Origin of the sequence: Kutzneria sp. 744, from assembly GCF_000568255.1 — a bacterium.
Taxonomy (GTDB): domain Bacteria; phylum Actinomycetota; class Actinomycetes; order Mycobacteriales; family Pseudonocardiaceae; genus Kutzneria.
Window position 1 is genome coordinate 1,490,885 of record NZ_KK037166.1, and the last position, 18,406, is coordinate 1,509,290.

An 18,406-nucleotide genomic window follows, 5' to 3' on the forward strand; every position below is an offset into this window, starting at 1 on the left:
TCCCGGCGCAACTTCCTGGCCGGACTCGGCGCCGTAGGCGCGGCCACCGCCCTGGGCGGCTGCGTGACCTCGACCGGCAGCTCGGTGTCCAGCGGCTCCGCCACCGGCCCGGTGACCGTGCAGTCCAACCTCTCCGCGCCGTCCGCCAAGGCCGCCATGCAGGCGCTGATCGACGGCTTCAACAAGAAGGGCGCTTCGCAGTCGACGCTCAACACCGTCGCCTCGGAGACCTTCCGCACCCAGCTGCCCACGTACCTGACCTCGTCCAACCCGCCGGACGTGATGACCTGGTACGCCGGCTCGGTGGCCCGCTCCTACGCCGACAAGGGCCTGCTGCTCGACGTCAGCGACGCCTGGAACGGCGTCTCGGGCTACAGCGACGCCCTCAAGCAGCTCAGCACCGACAACGGCAAGCAGATCTTCATCCCCACCAGCTACTACTTCTGGGGCCTGTTCTACCGGAAGTCCAACTTCGCCAAGTGGGGCGTGCAGGCGCCCACCACCTGGGCCGAGTTCCTCCAGGTGTGCGAGACGATCAAGTCCAAGGGCGTGACCCCCATCGGCCTCGGCGCGGACAACTCCACGCCGTGGGTGGCCTCGGGCTGGTTCGACTACCTCAACATCCGCATCAACGGCGCGAACTACCACCGTGAGCTGCTGGCCGGCAAGCACAGCTTCGCCGACCCGCAGGTGCACAAGGTGTTCGACCAGTGGAAGACGGCGCTGCCGCACTTCGACCCCAAGGGCACCGCGCTGTCCTTCCAGGACGCCACCACCAACCTGCTGCAGGGCCGCACCGGCATGATGCTGATCGGCACCTTCCTGCTCGACACCACGCCCAAGGAGGACGTCGACGACATCGACTTCTTCCGCTTCCCGGTGATCGACCCGGCGGTGCCGCTGGCCGAGGAGGCCCCGACCGACGGCTTCTTCGCCAGCGCCCACACCGCGCGCAAGCCACAGACCCTGGAGTTCCTCAAGTACCTGACCACGGTCGAGGCGCAGGAGGCGTACCTCAAGTCGTCCTCGGGCAGCTCGCTGCCGGCCAACTCCGCCGCCAAGGACGCGGGCACTGCGCTGATCACCAAGGGCAAGCAGATGCTGCAGAAGGCGCCCGACCTGACCCAGTTCTTCAACCGGGACTCCAGCGACGCGCTCCAGCCGACCGCGGACAACGCGCTGATCAAGTTCATCCAGCACCCGGAGCAGATCGACTCCATCCTCACCGACTGGCAGACCGCCGCGAAGAAGATCTGGACCTCCTGACCATGACCGCAACCCTGACGGCACCGGCCGTGGCCCCGCCGTCCTCGGCGCGATCACGCCGCAGGCGCCGCACCCTGTCGCCGATCCTGTTGGCCTTCGTGCTGGTGCCGCTGCTCGTGGAGTCGTTCTGGGTGTTCTGGCCCGCGCTCCAGGGCATCTACCTGTCGTTCACCAGCTGGGACGGGGTCTCGCCGGCGGCGCTGGTCGGCCTCGGCAACTACGCCGAGCTGTTCGGCGATCCCACGTTCGGCAGGGCGTTCCTGGACACGGTGCTGTGGCTGGTGCTGTTCGGGGGGTTCTCCGCGCTCGGCGGCCTCGCCATGGCGATGCTGTTCCTCAAGGAGCGGCGCGGTGTCGGCTTCTACCGCGCCGCGCTGTTCACGCCGGTGGTGTTCTCGCTCGTCGCCACGGCGCTGATCTGGCAGGCGATCTACCAGCCGGACGGCCTGGTCAACACCGTGCTCGGCGCGCTCGGCCTGGACAGCTGGCAGCACTCCTGGCTGGCCGACGCCAACACCGCGCTGTACGCCGTGATCGTGCCGGCGCTGTGGCGGCAGATCGGCTACATCATGGTGCTGTACCTGGCCGGGCTCAAGGGCATCGACCCGACCCTGTACGAAGCGGCCACTGTGGACGGCGCGTCCAAGTGGCAGCAGTTCACCAAGATCACCCTGCCCCAGCTGAGCAGCGTCAACTCGGTGGTGCTGTCCGTGATCATCATCGACTCGCTGCGCTCGTTCGACGTCGTGTGGGCGCTGACCCGCGGCGGCCCCTACCACTCGTCGGAACTGCTGAGCACCTACATGTACTCCACCGCATTCCAGTCGCTGCGCCTCGGCTACGCCTCCGCGCTCGCCGTGGTGATCTTCGTGCTGGCCTTCGGGGTCATCCTCACGTACCTGGTGCGTGCGTTCCGGGACGCCGACGCATGAGCCGGCGACCCCTCCGCACCGGCGGCTATCACCTCGTCGCCGGTGGCATCTCCGTACTGTGGCTGCTGCCCATCGCGCTGGTGCTGGTCACCAGCGTGCGCAGCTTCGACGACGTGGCCGCGAACGGCGTCGGCAGCCTGCCGCACTCCTTCACGCTGGGCAACTTCGGCCAGGCGTGGGTGGACGGCGGCGAGTTCCAGGCGATGGTCAACAGCCTCATCGTGACCATCCCGGCCGTGATCATCACACTGGCTCTCGGTGCGATCTCGGCCTTCGCCCTGAGCCGCTACGACCTGCCGTTCCGGCGGACCGTGCTGCTGGTGATGCTGGCCGGCAACCTGCTGCCGCCACAGATCCTGCTCGTGCCCGTGTCGAAGATGGCCGAGATGCTCGGCATCTACGACTCCCTGACCGCCCTGATCGGCGTGCAGATCGGCTTCGGGCTGGGCTTTTACACCTTCGTGCTGTACGGCTTCATGCGGGCCATCCCCAACGAGATCCAACAGGCCGCGGTGATCGACGGCGCGTCGCCGATGCAGATCTTCTGGCGGATCATCCTGCCGCTGACCCGGCCGGCGCTGGCGTCCCTGTCCGCGCTGGCGTTCACCTGGGTGTTCAACGACCTGCTGTGGTCGATCACGGTCATCCGCAGCGACACCAAGATGCCCATCACCTCGGCCCTGCTCGGCCTGCAAGGACAGTACGTGTCGCAGTGGAACGTCATCGCCGCCGGCTCGGTCATCGCCGCCATCCCGACCGTCACCGTGTTCCTCCGGTTCCAGCGGCACTTCGTGGCCGGACTTGCCCTGGGGGCGGTGAAGTGACCCAGCAGTGGACGCTGCGGCTGGCGACCACCTCGTACACCGTCGGGCTGCCGGAGCACCGGCGCTGGGCCGAGCTGCGGGCCTGGGGTCCGCACGGCGTCGAGGACGGCCCGTCGCCGCTGGCCAACGTCGGCCGCACGCCCTATCTGACCGAGGCCGACGGGGCGCCCGTGGAGTACGCCCCGTTCGGCCTGCGGCCGTTCGCCGGGGCCGACCTGGTGGCCGGGCCCGTCGGCGCGGCCCGCGAGTCGTGGTGGACGTTCGATTCCGCTTCCTACAAGGAAACCTCCCTTCGCCTGACCTTCGCCGACCAGCTGACCGGCCTGCGCACCGACCTGTACTACGACGTCGTACCCGGCACCGACGTGCTGCTGCGGTGGGCGGAGCTGACCAACACCGGTTCCGTGCCGATCCGCCTGGAGCGCTTCGACTCCGCCGGTTTCTGCCTGCCCGTGGACACCGCTCGCGTGTCGTTCCTCATCGGCCGGTGGAGCCAGGAGTTCCAGCTGCGCCAGGTGGTGCTGCCGGCCGGCCGGTTCGAGATCAACAGCCGTCAGGGCGTCGCCGGGCATGGCTACTCCCCCTGGCTGGCCGTGCAGGACGACTCCTCCCCGGACGGGCCGACGTGGGGCTTTCAGTTGGTGTGGCCGGGATCCTGGCGGATCGACGCCGACATCGAGCTGAGCGGCTCCTGCCGGGTGCGCGTCGGCCGTCAGCCCCACGAGTCGGCGGTGCTGCTGGAACCTGGCGCCACGTTGGAGACGCCCCAGGTCGCCGCCGCCTACAGCGCCGACGGCCTCGGCGGCCTGGCCCAGGTGTGGCATTCATACGAGCGCCGGCTGTCCCCCGGCGGCCGTCAGGTGCTGTACAACTCCTGGGAGGCCACGGAGTTCGCCGTCGACGCCGCCAGCCAGTTGGAGCTGGCCAAGGTGGCGGCCGAGATCGGCGCCGAGCTCTTCGTGGTCGACGACGGCTGGTTCGTCGGGCGTGACGACGACACCGGCGGCCTCGGCGACTGGACGCCCGACCCGGCCAAGTTCCCCGACGGCTTCGGGGCCTTCGTCGAGGACGTGCGGGCCCAGGGCCTGGAGTTCGGCCTGTGGGTGGAGCCCGAGGCCATCAGCCCCAAGTCCCGGCTCTACGCCGAGCATCCCGACTGGGTGTACCACCTCGACGGCCGCGAGCCCACCCTGATCCGCAACCAGCTGCTGCTGGATCTGGGCCGCGAGGACGTGTTCTCCTTCGTGCTGTCCACTCTGGACTGTCTGCTGTCCTCCTATCCGATCCGGTACCTCAAGTGGGACATGAACCGGCCGCCGACCGAGCGAGGCCGCCCCGGCCCGGGCGATCCCGAGTCGCTGGACCTCGACGGCGCCCATGCCCGGAACTACCTGCGGGTGCTCGACCACCTGCGGGCCGCCCACCCCGACGTCGCCATCGAGGGCTGCGCCGGCGGCGGCGGCCGGGTCGAGCTGGCCACCATCGCCCGCACCGATGTGGTGTGGCCCAGCGACAACACCGGGCCGCTGGACCGTCTGTCCATTCAGTACGGCTTCCTGCACGCCCACGCCCCGCACGTGATGAGCTCGTGGGTCACCGACGCCGTCGGCCTGTTCGACCTCCGACCCCGTTCACTGCGGTTCCGCTTCGTGCTGGCCATGGCCGGCGCCCTGGGCATCGGCGCCGACATCCGGTCGTGGACGCCGTCGCAGCGCTCGGAGGCCGCCGGGTATGTGGCGCAGTACAAGGAGCTTCGGGAGTTCCTGCACTCCGCCACCGTGACGATGATCGGCACTCCCGCTGATCCCGCGTTCGCGCTCCAGTACACCGGGCCCGACCGGGTTGTCGTGCTGGCCTGGAACACCGGGCCCCTCGACGGCACCCCGGCGCTGTCCGGCCGGCTGTCCCGGCTCCGTCTGTCCGGTTTGGACGCCTCGGCCCGTTACGGCTCGTACAGCGGTGCTCATCTCATGTCCGCCGGGCTGCCGGTCAGCTGGGAGTCCGTGGACGCCGACGTGATCGTGCTGGACCGCTCGTGACCATCACGTTCGCCCGCGGTTCCGGCCGGATCCTGCAGGTCTCGGTGCGCGGCCGCGACGCCTTCTGGGTCGCGGCCCCGGAGCCGTCCGGCTGGAACCTCGGCGGCGACCGCCTGTGGCTCGGCCCGGAACGGGACTGGTTCTGGGCCGGCGAGGCCCGAGACGACCTGTCCCAGCACCTCGTGCCGCCCGAGATCGACCCCGGCCCCTGGGACGTCGTGCACGACCGGCCCGACGGCGTCGACCTGGTGCTCGGCGCCACCCTCGTCAACCGCGACACCGGCTCCCCCACCAGCGTCCTCGTCGAGCGGCACATCACCGTGCTGGCCGACACCCGCTACGTCGCCGAGTACGAGACCGAGACCGTGCTCCAAGTCCAGAGTGGACACCCTGTAGATCTGTGGAGCATCGTCCAGGTCCCGCTCGGCGGCCGCCTGGAGATCGGCGTCACCGGCCAGTTCTCCTTCCGTGACCACCTCCCTTCTCCCACTGATCCCACCCGTTTCACCGTGCTGGACGGTGTGGCCGCCATCGACCTGGCCGGCGAGCACATGTCCAAGTTCGGCCTCACGTCGTCCGTGGCCGCCGGCCTGCTCCGGTACACGCTCCCCGGCCTCGTCATCGAGCGGCGCATCGACGTCCGCCCCGGCGGCGACTACCGGGACGGCCCGTATCAGCTGACCGGTGACGTCATCCAGGTCTTCGAGGACGACGGCCACTACGGCGGCTATGCCGAACTGGAGCACCACAGCGTCGCCTGCCAGCCCGGCCAGACCGTCGTCGACCGCTGCCGCACCGTCATTCGTGCGACGTGAGGAAGGCCAGGATCCGGTCGTTGACCGTGCCCGCGTGGGTCTCCGCCAGCGGATGTGGTGCGCCGTCGATGATGTCGGCCTCCACTTCCGGCATCAGGCTCCGTACCCGGTCCAGCACCTGCCGCGGGTCGTGCACGATGCTGTTCTCCCCCAACAGCACCAGCGTCGGCATGTGCAGCCGGCGCACCTGCGCGTCCTTGGCGTAGCGGATCATCGGCACGCTCGGGCGGTAGTGGGCCATGCCGAAGTTCACCACCCGCTGCCGGTCCGGATCGTTCGGCCATCCTCCTTCCACGAACCGACCGAACCGCTCGAACTCCGCTTCGGTTCGCAAGGCCAGCAGGCGCAGGAACCGGGGCAGGCTGGGTAATGGCGGCCGTCCGAGCGAGTTGCCTCCCGGTTCCAGCAACAGCAGCGACTCCACTCGTCTCGGCTCGTGCCAGGCCAGTTGCATCGACGCCCATGCCCCGTACGACAGTCCCCCGACGTGGGCGGTGTCGATGCCGAGCTGGTCGAGCACGTCCTCCAGCCAGAGGGCCAGGTCCACCGGCCTGCGGATCGGCGCTGTTTGCGCGCCCAGCCCCGGCAATCCCAGCGTGTCCACCGCGATCACCGTGTGCCTCGCGCCCAGCGCTTCCGCGTTCGGCGACCAGTTCTCCGCCGTCGCCCCCGTGCCCGGCACCAGGAGGATCGGCGGCCCTTGGCCGTACCGGATCACGTGCGTGCGGCCGAAGCGGGTCTGCACGTCGTGGTCCTCCGCGCCGGCCGGCCACTGCGCCCGCACCCGGGCGTAGATCTGTCGGTACTGCTTCGCTGACGCGCTGTCCGTGAATCCCCCGATTTTCCCCATGTGCCCGTTCTACTCCCGCGAGGGTCGGGGGTTATGGTCCTGAGGTCAGGTCTGTGGCGGGACCTTGGTCCTGGGGTGGCCGGGACCCTTCACTCCAGGTACTCCGTGATCCACTCCCCCAGCAGGTCCACTGTGGACTTGCGGACCCTCACCCTGAAGTCGTCCAACGCCGCGTCCAGTTCGTGCGTGGTCAGGACGCCGCCCCGGATGATCCGCTGCGGGTCCTCGTCGTTCACCACTCGCCAGCCGCCTTCGGTCGGCACGAACCGCACCGCCCACCGCTCCGCCAGCGACATCGACTCGTACTCGAACGTTCCTCGGTTATGCTGCCATGCTTTGAGGGCGGCGCTCAGCTCCACGACCGGGAACAGGCCCTCCGCGTACAGCTCCCGGCCGTCCTGCACGATCGCCAGATCCGCTTCGACGTGGACGTTCACCTCCGCCCTCGACCGTGACCGCCCGCCCGCGTCCAGGCTGAGGTCGTCAGCGATGACGTCGCCGAAGTGGATCTCGAGCACCGTGTTCCCCCCGTGGTTCGCACTGTCCGTGCCAACCTACCTCTGGGGTCGGTGCGAGGATGCCGGCCATGGTGTTTCGGTCGATCATCCTGTTCGTATTGGCGGCCTTGGCCGAGATCGGGGGCTGCTGGCTGGTGTGGCAGGGCATCCGCGAGCAGCGGGGCTGGCTGTTCGTCGGCGCCGGGGTCATCGCGCTGGGCCTGTACGGCTTCGTGGCGACGTTGCAGCCCGACGCCGCCTTCGGGCGCATCCTGGCGGCGTACGGCGGCGTGTTCGTGGCCGGGTCGCTGGCGTGGGCGATGGTCGCCGACGGCTACCGCCCGGACCGCTTCGACGTGATCGGCGCACTGGTGTGCCTGGTGGGGGTGGGAGTGATCATGTACGCGCCACGGGGATGAACGTCGAGGGTCGTGCCGTGCTGTTGGGCGGTGATCGGGCTTGGAACAGCGGCTTGGGTGTCGAATCGGGATCGTTAAGGCTTGCCTGCCATGGAGGTCGAAGGGCGCGAGTCGCAAAAGAGTGAAAAGCGTTGGTGCGCAAAAAGACTCGCGAGAGTCCACAAAGGACTCCCGCGAGTCACGAAGAGATGGTCAGGCTACGAAACCGTTGATGTGCAAGGAAACGGAACGGATGCTGCCGGTGTCGACGGCGCCGCCGTCGACGACCTTGAAGGTCCAGGTGCCGTCGACCGGGTCGGCCAGCAGGGAGCCGAGGGTGGACTGGGGGCGCCAGGAGCCGGTGAAGGGGGCGTTGGCGGAGCTGACGGTGGAGAAGGCGGTGGAGGCGGAGTCGTCGAAGACGACCTGGCAGAAGTTGTGCCCGGCCCCGCCGCGACGCTGGAAGAGCACGGCGGTGGCCCCGGACGGGGAGGTGAGGGTGCCGGTGAGGTCGCCGGCGTAGGTGTGGTCGAGACCGACGGTGGTGGAGCCGGCGGTGGTGCTGCAAGCGCTGCCGTCGATGGAGAAGGTGAGCTTGGAGGCCCTACCCACACCGGTGACGGGGATGGAGACGCTGGCGCCGACGGTGCTGTTGTCGGGGATGGCGGCGGCGTCGCCGGCGAAGGCGAAGTTCTGCACGACCGAAGACGGCTGCCCGATGGGGATCTGGAAGGTCTGCGTCGTGGGCGAATGGGCCCCGGCGAAGGTGACCTTGGCGTTCAACACGACGGGCACGCCGAGCTGCTGGGTGGCGGGCACGGTCAGCGTGAACGAGTTGATGACGGTCTGCCCGGCCTCGATGGTGCCGTATCGCTTGGAGCGAGGCGCGATGGTGACACCGGGGGTGGGCGAGTCGACGACAACGCTGGTGGACGCGGCAGTGCCGTCACCGCCGTTGTAGACGGGCAGCGTGACGGTGGCGGTGTCGCCGGGCTTCACGAACGGGGAACCGTTGGGGCCCCGGACGGTGGGAGCCTGGGCGGTGGCCAAGGGCTGCGGGCTGGCGCCGGTGTAGGCGAGCACCTTGTCGGCCAGGATGACGCCGACGCCGGTGCGGTTGTCGACGCCGGGGGCGCCGATGTCGACGGCGGTGGCGGTCAGGGCCTGACGAACGTCGGCGGGCGACATGCCGGGGTTGCCGGACAGCACGAGACCGGCGATGGCGGCGGCGTGCGGGGCGGCGGCGGAGGTGCCGAAGAACGGGGAGAAGCCGGGCGCCGAGGTGGCAACGCCGTCGGCGGCGGTGATGTCGGGCTTCTGCCGGACCTCGGCCCCGGGGGTGCCATCGGCCTTGAAGAAGATCTTGCGCGGGCCGTCGGAGCTGAACCGCTCGATCTGCGAGCTGGAGCTGAACGTGCCGGGGTACGGACCGGCGGGGTTGGCGGGGTCGCCGGGCTCCAGCGGTCGGCCGAAGGCGGCGGCGGCCGGGGCGGCGGCGACGCTGTAGGCGTCCTTGGCGGCGGAGTGGCCGCTGGTCTGGCCGGGCGTCACGAAAGCCTGCAGGCCACCGCTGGCGACGAACCGTCCACGAAGGGCGGACAGGGACAGGTACTTGTTGTCCCCCTTGAACTTCACGATGGCGAGGCGCTGACCGCCGGCGGTGGTGTTGACCCGCTCGTACGGGTCCTGGGTGCCGGTCTGCAGGTTCTGGCTGAACGACACGACGTTGCCGGCCGCGTCGAGCAGGTACAGGTCGTAGTCGTCGCCGGCGTGGCCGAGCGGGTCGTTCCACCACAACGTGACGGGAACGCCCGCGGAGGACGCGGACAGCGGCTCCAGGACCTGGGTGCCGCCGGCGGAGGCGGCGAAGTTGTGGGCGCCGCCGGCGAACTTGCCGATCACCTGGCCGGAGTCGACGTAGTCGCCCTCCCAGTGGCCCGAGGTGCCGTCGCCGACGTTGCCCTCGTTGCCGGCGGAGGAGAAGTACAGCGCGCCGTCCGCCGTGACGGCGTTGACGGCCTGCGCGATGGGGCCGTCCTGGAAGGTGGCCTCGTTGAAGTAGAAGACGTCGTCGACGATGACGTCGCAGTGCGCCTGGCTGCGCAGCGCGCGGATGTTGTCGGCGAAGCTGCTGTCGCTGATGAACGCGGTGGCGAAGCCCAGCGCGGCCCCGGGCGCGAGGTCGTGCATGATCTCCAGCATCGCGGTGCCCTCGTCACCGCTGCCTTCCTGGCCGGGCAGCACGTCGACCGGCGGCAGCTCGCCGGAGGCCACGGAAGCGGCCAGCGACGACACACCGTCCGACAGCGCACACAGCTTGGTGCCGACGCCGGTGATTCCGTTCTGCTGCCGGGCGGTGTCGGCGGCGTGCGCCCGGTCGCCCTGGCTGGTGATGGCGGCGGCGATGTTGGCCCGCAGCCCCGGCTTGGTCGCCGCCTCGACCCGCGCGTCACGGGTCTGCTTCGACACGGGGTCGGGCTGGCTGGAGATTCGGCCCGGAGCCTCCGAAGAGGTCATGGCGTCGGCGGCAGCGTCGATCTGCTTGATGTCGCCGCGGGCGGCCAGCTTGTCCAGAGCGGACAGCGGCACGTCGGCGCGGATGCTGGCCTCGCGCTGCGAGACGTTGCGGATCTGACCGCCGGCCTTGCGCACGGCGTCGACCAGCGCGTCGGATGTCTTGGTGGCGCGGATGTCGACCGCGACGGTGTCGCCGCTGACCTTCAGGCCGGACTGCACCTGCGGCAGCACGGAGCGCGTCGAGCGGTCGGTGCGCAGCTTGTTCTCGACGAGCAGGCGGCTGTCGACCTTGCGGTCGGTCGCCGACTCGGACTTCTTGAGCTGTTGCAGCGTGGCGATCTGCGCCGCGGTGTTCGCGGACATCATGCCGGGGTTGGGATGCGGCGCGGCGACGGCCGGAGAGGTGAGGCCGAGCACCGCGGTGAGGCAGGCTGCCCCGGCTGCTAACAGGGTGGTGCTGGGTCGAACGGATCTGCGCAACTGGCCCTCCGAGGGGTGCGGCGTGGGCAACACGGCCGGTGATCACCGGCCGTGAGCCCAACGTAAAGTTTCCGCACGATCACCCACAGCAGCCTTGCGGGTGTCACCCAAGTGGGCCAATCATCACGTTTTGTCGATAACTACAGCACAAAGGCATCTGTCCACAGCTGTCCGGTTCGCCCGGACAGCGCATCGAGCATGGAGGCGGCCTGACCGTCCGTCAGCGACGCCACGAAGTCCACCACGGCCCGCCCCCGGGCCAAGGCGCGCACGGCATCCGGCCCAGTCCGAACGTCGCCAGCCGGTCCGGCTAGCAGGTCGGGGGCCGTCCGGGCGAGTGACCGGTACTCGGTGTCGGCCAGCTCGACAAGATCGTGCAGCCGCCGGGGAAGCCGGTCGGATTCGTGTCGATCGGACAGCCACTGATCCAGCGCCTCCACCAGGTTCGTCAGCAGCCGGGCCTGGCCGCGCTGGTGCAGCGCGAGGTCCGGGCGCAGCAGGACGAAGCGCCGGTGCACGAACTTCAGCACGGCCACCTCGTGCCACTGCGCGGGCGCGAGCAGAACGTGACCGGACCTCGGCGTCGGGTCCAGCAGCACGTCGACGCCGTCGACCAGCCGGGTCGTCCACCGCCCGGAAAAGGCGGCGACCCGCTGCTCGGCCTCGGCGGAGCCGTCGAACGGCACCGCGAGCAGCCCGTCCACCAGTTCCGTCCGCACGCGACGGACGGCCGCCGCGAAGGCGTCGTCGTCGACGGCCCAGGAGTCCTTCTCGTGCAGACGCCGCCGCATCGACTCCAGCGACCGTCCGGGCAGACGGGACTGCGCGGCAAGCTCCGAAGTGGACAGTGCCACCAGCTCCAGCGCGTCGGTGAGCCACGTCGTCAGTTCGGCGGCCACGGTCGCGTGCTGCAACACCCCGACCCGGTGGAAGTCCTCGATGTCGTGGATGGCGTAGGCGACGTCGTCGGCAGTGTCCATAACGGACGCTTCAACGGTCTGCTGCCAGTCCTCGATGCGCCCGTGGAACGGGGCCCGCGACTGCTCGAAGTCGTCGAGTTCCGTGACGTACGCGGAGAACTTGGCCGAACCGCTGCCCTCGGCCTCCGGCGGCTCCGACGCCCCGCGGGGCGGGATGCGCAGCGTGCGGGGATGCGGCGCGGGGTGGGAAAGCCTGGTCCACGGGTACTTCAGCAGCGCGGCCCGCACCGCGACCGTCAGGTCGAGGCCGACGGCGGCCGGGCCGCGCACGTCCGTCGTGGTCACGATGCGAAACGACTGGGCGTTGCCCTCGAAGCCGTCGGCCAGCCCGAAACGGTGGCGCGCGATGCGGTCCAGCACCTGCTCGCCGAGATGCCCGAACGGCGGGTGCCCGAGGTCGTGGGCGAGGCTGGCCGCCTCCACCACGTCCGGGTCGCAGCCGCCGAGCTTGTCCAGCACGCTGGCGGTGTCGCTGCGGGCGGTCAGCCGCTCGGCGATGGCCCGGGCGACCTGGGCCACCTTCAGGCTGTGCGTGAGCCGGTTGTGCAGCAGCAGACCGGACCCGGTCGGGCTGACCACCTGGGTCACGCCGCCGAGCCGGGCGAAGAACGGCGAGCTGGCGACCCGGTCCCGGTCGGCCCGGAACGGGCTGGCGGCGAGGTCTGACGAGGGGTCCGAGGATCGGCGATGCGCCCGCAGGTCGTGCATGCCAGTGACGTTAGCCTGAACGCGTGCTGGGACGTGCTGGTGGTCGGGGCCGGGCCGGCCGGGTCCGCCCTGGCGGCCGCCTGCGCGGACCTCGGGCTCAGCACGGCCCTGGTGGATCGGGCACCGACCCGGCCGTGGCGGCACACCTACGGGGCCTGGGCGCATGAACTGCCGTCGCTGCCGGCGGACGCGATCGCCGCACGAGCGACCACGGTCAAGGCCTTCGCGCTCACCGAGCACCGGCTCGACGGTGAATATGTCGTGCTGCACAACGAGAGTCTGCGGCGGCATCTGTCCCGTCCGGACATCGAGGCGATCACCGGCCGCGCCGAGTCGATCACGCCGACCCGCGTCGTGCTCGCCGACGGCCGCACGATCGAGGCGAAGCTCGTGGTGGACGCCTCCGGGCCGCCGCGCGGGCGGTACGTCGAGCAGACCGCCGTCGGTGTGACGCTGCCGGCCAACATCCTGCCGGCCGGCGAGGCAATCTTCATGGACTGGCGGCAGGCCGGCGACCCGCCCACCTTCTGCTACGCGCTGCCGCTCGACGACGAGCGGGTGCTGGTCGAGGAGACGTCGCTCGCGCATCGGCCCGGGCTTCCGTTCGCGCTGCTGCGCGAGCGGCTGCATCGGCGGCTGGCCGTGCACGGCTGGCCCTTGGACCGTCCGGAGCACGAACGGGTGCGCTTCCCGTTGAACCCGCCGCTGCCGAAAGGCCGGCTCGCCACATCCGGGGCGCCGCGCCGGCCCTGGGGCCCCCGGCGACCGGCTACAGCGGGGGCCACCGCGTTGACCCTGGCGCCGAAAGTGGCCCGTGCAATCGCGGAGACACCGGGCCGAGTTCGTGGCACGATCTGGTCTCCGGCGGCCAGAATGACGCACGGATTGCGGCGTAGGGGCCTGTCCGCATTGCTCCACCTGCCACCGACAGGCGTTCCCGCGTTTTTTGAGCTGTTTTTCCGGTTGCCCGCGGAAAAGCAACGGATTTACCTCACAGAACGTGAGAACTTCACCGGTACGGCGGCTGCGATGCTGGCCTTGTTCCGGTCCGCGCCACCCCGGTTACGCAGCGCAATTGCATTCGCCGCGACAACTCGATGAACACATAGTGAAGCCACTCGGCAATTTCACACCGGGCACGCCACTATCGGACCGTGACCGGGTTGCTGGAGGATGTGCGCTTCGCGTTCCAGCCGTTGTTCAACCTGCACACCGGCGGCGTCATCGCGATCGAAGCGCTAGCGAGGCCCGCCTCTCGTTCCGTCTACGAGCTGCTCCGCGACGCCGCGCGCGCCGGTGAGCTGCTGGAGACCGACGTGGCGCTGGCCGCGGCCGCAGTGCGGGCCGCGGCCGAGCACAACAACGTCGTGCCGCTGCACGTCAACGTGCTGGCCGCGACCGTGTCCAAGGCCGCCGAGTCGATCGGGCCGCTGCTCGACGCGATGCGGCAGACCGGGCGAGCGCCGGACACGCTGTGGCTGGAGATCGGCACCCCCTTCTCACGGCTGCGCCGCGAGAACCTGCGCAACGGCCTCGACCTGCTCCGCAGCAGCGGCTTCCACATCGCGCTGGACGGCGTCGGCGACGGCGACGTGCCGCTGTCGCTGTACACCGAGCTCGCCCCCGAGATGATCAAGCTGGACCGGCGGATCGTCGCCGGGCTGCCGACCGACGCCGGCAAGGCCGCGCTGGTCAACGCCCTGGCCGTGCTGGCCGAGCACAACAAGGCCCAGCTGGTGGCCGAGGGCGTGGAGAACGAGCTCCAGCTGGCCGCGGTGCGCCGCCTGGGCTTCGGCGTGGCCCAGGGCAACCTGCTGGCCATGGCCAGCCGCCGGCCCAACGTGGAGATCACCATCGCGGCGGCGCTGACCAAGCTGCCCGAGGCCGAGCTCACCGGCCCCGTCCGGCGGGCGAGCGGCCCTCGCGTGACGGACTTCCTGCACCCCGCGACCATGCTGCCGGTGTCGGTGACGGCCGAGGAGGTGCGGTCCATCCTGGCCAACCAGGGCACGGTGGGCGGCATCGTGCTGGTCGACGAGAACAACCGGCCGCACTTCACGGTGGACCGCAACCGGTTCCTGCTGGCCGTCACCGGCCCGTACGGGCACGCGCTGCACGCCAAGCGCGACGCCGCCCGGCTGGCCGACCGGCCTTATCTCCTGCCCAGCGACGCCACCGCGCTGGACCTGCTGGACCTGCTGGCCAAGGCCGACCGGCAGCGGATGAGCGACGAGGTGGTCATCGTCGACGCGCACGACCGCTGCCTCGGCGTCGTGCACAGCGCGGACGTGGTGCGGGGCATCGCCGAGATGAAGGTGGAGCAGGCCGCCTCGCTCAACCCGCTGACCCGGCTGCCCGGCAGCGACGCGCTGGCCCGCGAGGTGGACCGGCGCATCGCCGCCCGGGAGATCTTCGCCGTCGGCTGGCTGGACGTGGACGGCTTCAAGCAGGTCAACGACTCCGCCGGGTTCGCGGCCGGCGACGACCTGATCCGCGAGATCGGCCGGGCCCTGGCCGACGCCGCCGCGGTGCTGCCGACCGTGCAGGTCGGCCACGTCGGCGGCGACGACTTCGTGTTCGTCGCGGGCTTGGACGACCTGGTGCCGCTGTCCTCGGGGCAGCTGGACACCGCGCACACGGCCGGCGGCCTGGCGATCTCGATGTCGCTGGCCACGCTGGTCTGCTCGGCCGGCGCCGTCGCCGACTACCGCGAGGTGTCACGGCTGCTCGCGCCGTTGAAGAAACACGCGAAGGCCCTGCGTGGGGACAGCTGGGTGCTCGGTCGTCCGGGCTCCGACCGGATGGACGTGCTGCGCGGCGGCAACGCCGCGCCCGTGGTGCCGCCGGCCCGGCGCGGGGCCGTCAGCGCCTGAAAGCGTGCATGCGTCAGGCCGCCGCCAAGCGGGTTAGCACCGCCCACAGCACGTCGAAGTGCTGCCACCATCGTGGGCCTGGGGACCACACCAACGCCGGACGCGCGGTGCGGTGGTCACTCCTAGCATTGGCTCGGTGACGGAACGCGACTATGTCCAGTCGGCGGCAGGAGCTTCGGTGCACACCATTGACGGAATCGAGCGGCAGCACCAGGACAAAGCGGGCCTGTTGGCCGTGCCCGCACCCAGATCGCGGGCAAACAGAGCGGCGCTCACGGTCGGCGTCGAGGAAGAGTTCCTGCTGGTCGACTACCGCACCCGACGGGTGTCGCCGCGAGCACCCCTCGTGCTCGCCGCCCTGGCCGGGCAGATACCGGGGCTGCAGCCGGAGATCACTCAGTTTCAGGTCGAGACGGCGACGCCGATCTGCGACACCATGGCCGAGGTGCGGGAGAATCTCCTGGACAGCCGGGAAAAGCTGGCCGTCGCCGCGCGGCTGCTCGGGCTGCGGCTGGCCGCGACCGGAACCCCGGTGCTGGGCCGCGCCGCCCCGCCGCCGCTGACCGACAGCCCCCGCTACCAGCAGATGGCCAGCGAGTTCGGCGCCGTCACCGACGGGCTGTCGATCTGCGGATGTCACGTGCACGTCGGCATTCCCGGGCCGGAGGAAGGCATCCGGGCCAGCAACTACCTGCGGCCGTGGCTGCCGGTGCTGCTCGCGCTCAGCGCCAACTCCCCGTTCTGGGAGGGACGCGACACCGGATACGCCAGCTGGCGCTACCTGGTGTGGGCGCGCTGGCCCACGGCCGGGCCGCCGCCGGTGTTCGAGTCGGCCGACCAGTACGAGCACGCCGTGCGGTCGCTGATGCAGGTGGGCGCGGCGATGGACCGGAACATGGCGTACTGGGATGTCCGCCTGTCGCAACGGCATCCGACCATCGAGATGCGGGTGTGCGACGTGGCCGCGACCGCCGACGAGGCCGTGCTGATCGCCGCGCTGACCCGAGCGATGGTCATGACCGCGCTCGACGACACCCGGCCGCCGCTGGCCATGCCGCAGCACCTGCTGCGGGCGGCCGGGTGGCGGGCCGCCCGTGACGGCCTCAGCGGCAGCTGCGTCAACCCTGTCACCGGGCACACCCTGCCCACGCCCGTGCTGGTCCGGCAGCTCGTCGGCCGGGTGCGGCCGGCGCTGGAGGAGGCCGGCGACCTCGACCTCGTGCTGGACCTGCTGGAGTCGTTGGTGGCCAAGGGATGCGGGGCGACACGGCAGCGCAGGGCGTTTGCGCGCAACGGCAAGCTCACCGACGTGGTGGACCTGCTGACCGCGCAGACGGCCGGGGCCGACGACCTGGTGTGAGCCCTACTCGCCGGTCGTGCCGTCGGCGAATTCCCTCAGCACGTCGAGGTGTCCGACGTGGCGCGCGGTCTCCTGCACGACGTGCGTCAGCAGCCAGCGCACCGTCTTGTCGATGTCCGTCGTGGAATGGTCGCCGGCGGCCTTGCCGTCCAACGCCTGCCGGGAGAGCTCCCACTGTTGCCGGTACTCGGCGACAACGGACTCCGGAGTGTCCTGTTCGGACAGCCGGAAGTCGATGTCGGCGTCGGGGCTCTCCCAGCGGTTGGGCAGGTCGAGGCCGCCGCCGACGATGGCCAGCCAGTAGCGCTCGACCGAGGTGAGGTGGCGGATCAGGCCGAGCATGCTGAACACCGGCGAGGCCGGGAAAGGCGTGGCCGCCGCGGCCTCTCGGTCCAGCCCGGCCAGCTTGTTCACGGCTGTGACCCGCAGGAACGTCAGGAACTCGGTCAGCAGCGTCAGCTCGTCGGCGGCGTCCGTCTCCGGCCAGCGGCGCGGCAGTTCGCTCGAACTCATGTTCGATAAGGTATCATTCGGGGAGGTCGTGACTGGCGAGGGTGGGCTACCACCGGGGAGCGACCGGCACGTGATGCGAGCGTCGACCGCCTGGGCGCCTCCGTCAGCAGAGAAGCTGAGGAGGCAGCGATGGAGCTCCGCTACGGCATCAACCCGCAGCAGGCGGCCGAGGTCGAGGGATCGGCGGTCCGCGTGCTGAACGGGCAGCCCTCGTTCGTGAACATGTTGGACGCCCTGAACGCGTGGCAGCTGGTGCGGGAGGCGTCCCGGGCACTGGGCCGCACCGTGGCCGCCTCGTTCAAGCACGTCTCCCCCGCCGGCGCCGCGCTGTCCGGACCGATCGACGAGGTGACGGCCGCGCTGTACGGCATGGACGACGTCGGCCCGGTGGCCAGCGCCTACCTGCGGGCCCGCGACGCCGACCCCAAGTCCTCCTACGGCGACTTCGCCGCCGTGTCCGCGCCCGTCGACGCCGAGCTGGCCGCGCTGCTCAGTGTCGTGGTGTGCGACGGCATCATCGCTCCCGGCTTCGATCCCGGCACCGTAGCGACGTTGAGCGCCAAGAAGGGCGGCCGCTTCCTCGTCATCGAAGCCGACCCGGATTTCGTTCCGCCGCAACGGGAAACCCGCGAGGTGTTCGGCATGCGGCTGACGCAGGACCGGGATCCCGTGCCGCTGACGCGTTCCCTGCTCGGCGAAGGGCTCCCGTCCACCGCCGTCGACGATCTGCTGCTGGGCATGGCGGTGCTGCGCCACACCCAGTCCAACTCGGTCTGCTACGTCAAAGACGGTGTGACACTGGGCATCGGGGCCGGTCAACAGTCCCGTGTGGACTGCACCCGACTGGCCGGCAGCAAGGTCGACATCTGGTGGCTGCGCCGGCACCCGGCCGTCCGGGTGCTGCTCGACGTCGCCCCCGGCACCCGCCGGCAGGACCTCATCAACGAGCAGATCCGCTACATCGAGGAGGACCTCACCGCCGTCGAGCGGGCCGAGTGGATGGAACGCCTGTCCGGCGTCGCCTTCGCCTCCGACGGCTACCTCCCGTTCCGCGACAACGTCGACCACGCCGCCCGGCACGGCGTGCGGTACATCGCCGAGCCCGGCGGGTCGATCCGCTCCGACGACGTCGCCGAGGCCTGCAGCAAGCACGGGATCACCCTGGTGCACACCGGTTTGCGACTGTTCCACCACTGACCCGACTTCGTCGCGAACGGCCCTCGCCTCCCGGCGGGGGCCGTTTTCGTTACGTGGTAGGACTTTTCCTACCCGATGGGGCAGCCGACCGTGCCGTTCGGCGATCACAGTTGCCTGATCAGCTGTCAATGAGGCGCTCTTGAACGAAAACTGAAGC

Annotated in this window: 15 protein-coding genes and 1 riboswitch; of the genes, 10 read left to right on the forward strand and 5 right to left on the reverse strand. The window is 70.4% G+C overall.

The window, feature by feature from the left end; genetic code table 11:
- From KUTG_RS06530 to KUTG_RS06550, 5 genes are all read left to right on the forward strand, one after another.
- A partial coding sequence (locus KUTG_RS06530) for an ABC transporter substrate-binding protein (RefSeq protein ID WP_063753490.1) occupies positions 1–1,266 on the forward strand: 1,266 nt, incomplete at its 5' end.
- A gap of 2 nt (positions 1,267–1,268) precedes the next feature.
- Entirely contained in the window at positions 1,269–2,198 is a 930-nt protein-coding gene (locus KUTG_RS06535; RefSeq protein ID WP_043715640.1) for a carbohydrate ABC transporter permease, read from the forward strand.
- The gene (locus tag KUTG_RS06540) at positions 2,195–3,022 is read left to right on the forward strand and encodes a carbohydrate ABC transporter permease (protein WP_043715641.1); all 828 of its coding nucleotides are present in this window, start codon (positions 2,195–2,197) and stop codon (positions 3,020–3,022) included. Before KUTG_RS06535 ends, KUTG_RS06540 begins: the two co-directional genes overlap by 4 nt.
- Entirely contained in the window at positions 3,019–5,061 is a 2,043-nt protein-coding gene (locus KUTG_RS06545; protein WP_043715650.1) for an alpha-galactosidase, read from the forward strand. Before KUTG_RS06540 ends, KUTG_RS06545 begins: the two co-directional genes overlap by 4 nt.
- On the forward strand, positions 5,058–5,876 hold the full coding sequence (locus KUTG_RS06550) for a hypothetical protein (protein WP_043715652.1): 819 nt from the start codon (positions 5,058–5,060) through the stop codon (positions 5,874–5,876). Before KUTG_RS06545 ends, KUTG_RS06550 begins: the two co-directional genes overlap by 4 nt.
- On the opposite strand, the gene KUTG_RS06555 is transcribed toward KUTG_RS06550, so the two are convergent.
- Positions 5,860–6,726 carry an alpha/beta fold hydrolase gene (locus KUTG_RS06555; protein ID WP_052394130.1) on the reverse strand — a complete coding sequence of 289 codons (867 nt, stop codon included), beginning with the start codon at positions 6,724–6,726 and terminating at the stop codon, positions 5,860–5,862. The two genes, KUTG_RS06550 and KUTG_RS06555, sit on opposite strands and share 17 nt — an antisense overlap.
- 89 nt (positions 6,727–6,815) lie before the next feature.
- On the reverse strand, positions 6,816–7,244 hold the full coding sequence (locus KUTG_RS53025) for a DUF7878 domain-containing protein (RefSeq protein WP_052394132.1): 429 nt from the start codon (positions 7,242–7,244) through the stop codon (positions 6,816–6,818).
- A gap of 68 nt (positions 7,245–7,312) precedes the next feature.
- On the opposite strand from KUTG_RS53025, the gene KUTG_RS06565 reads away from it, so the two are divergent.
- Positions 7,313–7,642, forward strand: coding sequence for a YnfA family protein (locus KUTG_RS06565; RefSeq protein ID WP_043728500.1), 330 nt, complete (start codon positions 7,313–7,315; stop codon positions 7,640–7,642).
- Between the two features lie 192 nt (positions 7,643–7,834).
- Here KUTG_RS06565 and KUTG_RS06570 read toward each other — a convergent pair whose 3' ends face one another.
- Both KUTG_RS06570 and KUTG_RS06575 read right to left on the reverse strand, forming a co-directional pair.
- Positions 7,835–10,588 carry a S8 family serine peptidase gene (locus KUTG_RS06570; protein WP_043728502.1) on the reverse strand — a complete coding sequence of 918 codons (2,754 nt, stop codon included), beginning with the start codon at positions 10,586–10,588 and terminating at the stop codon, positions 7,835–7,837.
- Between the two features lie 170 nt (positions 10,589–10,758).
- A complete protein-coding gene (locus KUTG_RS06575; RefSeq protein ID WP_043715653.1) occupies positions 10,759–12,306 on the reverse strand; it encodes a deoxyguanosinetriphosphate triphosphohydrolase family protein in 1,548 nt (515 codons plus the stop codon).
- Between KUTG_RS06575 and KUTG_RS06580 the strand changes: the two genes are divergently transcribed.
- The 3 genes from KUTG_RS06580 to KUTG_RS06590 all read left to right on the forward strand — a co-directional run bounded on the left by KUTG_RS06580 (position 12,286) and on the right by KUTG_RS06590 (position 16,539).
- Complete coding sequence (locus KUTG_RS06580) at positions 12,286–13,407, forward strand: lycopene cyclase family protein (RefSeq protein ID WP_052396534.1); 1,122 nt, start codon at positions 12,286–12,288, stop codon at positions 13,405–13,407. The genes KUTG_RS06575 and KUTG_RS06580 overlap by 21 nt on opposite strands.
- Positions 13,408–13,460: 53 nt before the next feature.
- Positions 13,461–15,179: a GGDEF domain-containing protein gene (locus KUTG_RS06585; protein WP_157494364.1), complete on the forward strand. Its 1,719-nt coding sequence runs from the start codon at positions 13,461–13,463 to the stop codon at positions 15,177–15,179.
- A 136-nt stretch (positions 15,180–15,315) separates the two neighbouring features.
- Entirely contained in the window at positions 15,316–16,539 is a 1,224-nt protein-coding gene (locus KUTG_RS06590) for a carboxylate-amine ligase (protein ID WP_232240687.1), read from the forward strand.
- Between the two features lie 3 nt (positions 16,540–16,542).
- On the opposite strand, the gene KUTG_RS06595 is transcribed toward KUTG_RS06590, so the two are convergent.
- On the reverse strand, positions 16,543–17,052 hold the full coding sequence (locus KUTG_RS06595) for a DinB family protein (RefSeq protein WP_043715654.1): 510 nt from the start codon (positions 17,050–17,052) through the stop codon (positions 16,543–16,545).
- An 18-nt stretch (positions 17,053–17,070) separates the two neighbouring features.
- Positions 17,071–17,155: riboswitch (ZMP/ZTP riboswitch) on the forward strand.
- A 26-nt stretch (positions 17,156–17,181) separates the two neighbouring features.
- On the opposite strand from KUTG_RS06595, the gene KUTG_RS06600 reads away from it, so the two are divergent.
- A complete protein-coding gene (locus KUTG_RS06600) occupies positions 17,182–18,249 on the forward strand; it encodes an IMP cyclohydrolase (RefSeq protein WP_043715655.1) in 1,068 nt (355 codons plus the stop codon).
- Positions 18,250–18,406 lie beyond the last annotated feature (157 nt).

Coding starts and splice junctions, on each gene's coding strand:
- KUTG_RS06535 (WP_043715640.1), top strand. CDS start 1,269: ATGACCGCAACCCTGACGGCACCGGCCGTGGCCCCGCCGTCCTCGGCG.
- KUTG_RS06540 (WP_043715641.1), top strand. CDS start 2,195: ATGAGCCGGCGACCCCTCCGCACCGGCGGCTATCACCTCGTCGCCGGT.
- KUTG_RS06555 (WP_052394130.1), bottom strand. CDS start 6,726: ATGGGGAAAATCGGGGGATTCACGGACAGCGCGTCAGCGAAGCAGTAC.
- KUTG_RS06565 (WP_043728500.1), top strand. CDS start 7,313: ATGGTGTTTCGGTCGATCATCCTGTTCGTATTGGCGGCCTTGGCCGAG.
- KUTG_RS06580 (WP_052396534.1), top strand. CDS start 12,286: ATGCGCCCGCAGGTCGTGCATGCCAGTGACGTTAGCCTGAACGCGTGC.
- KUTG_RS06575 (WP_043715653.1), bottom strand. CDS start 12,306: ATGCACGACCTGCGGGCGCATCGCCGATCCTCGGACCCCTCGTCAGAC.
- KUTG_RS06595 (WP_043715654.1), bottom strand. CDS start 17,052: ATGAGTTCGAGCGAACTGCCGCGCCGCTGGCCGGAGACGGACGCCGCC.
- KUTG_RS06600 (WP_043715655.1), top strand. CDS start 17,182: ATGGAGCTCCGCTACGGCATCAACCCGCAGCAGGCGGCCGAGGTCGAG.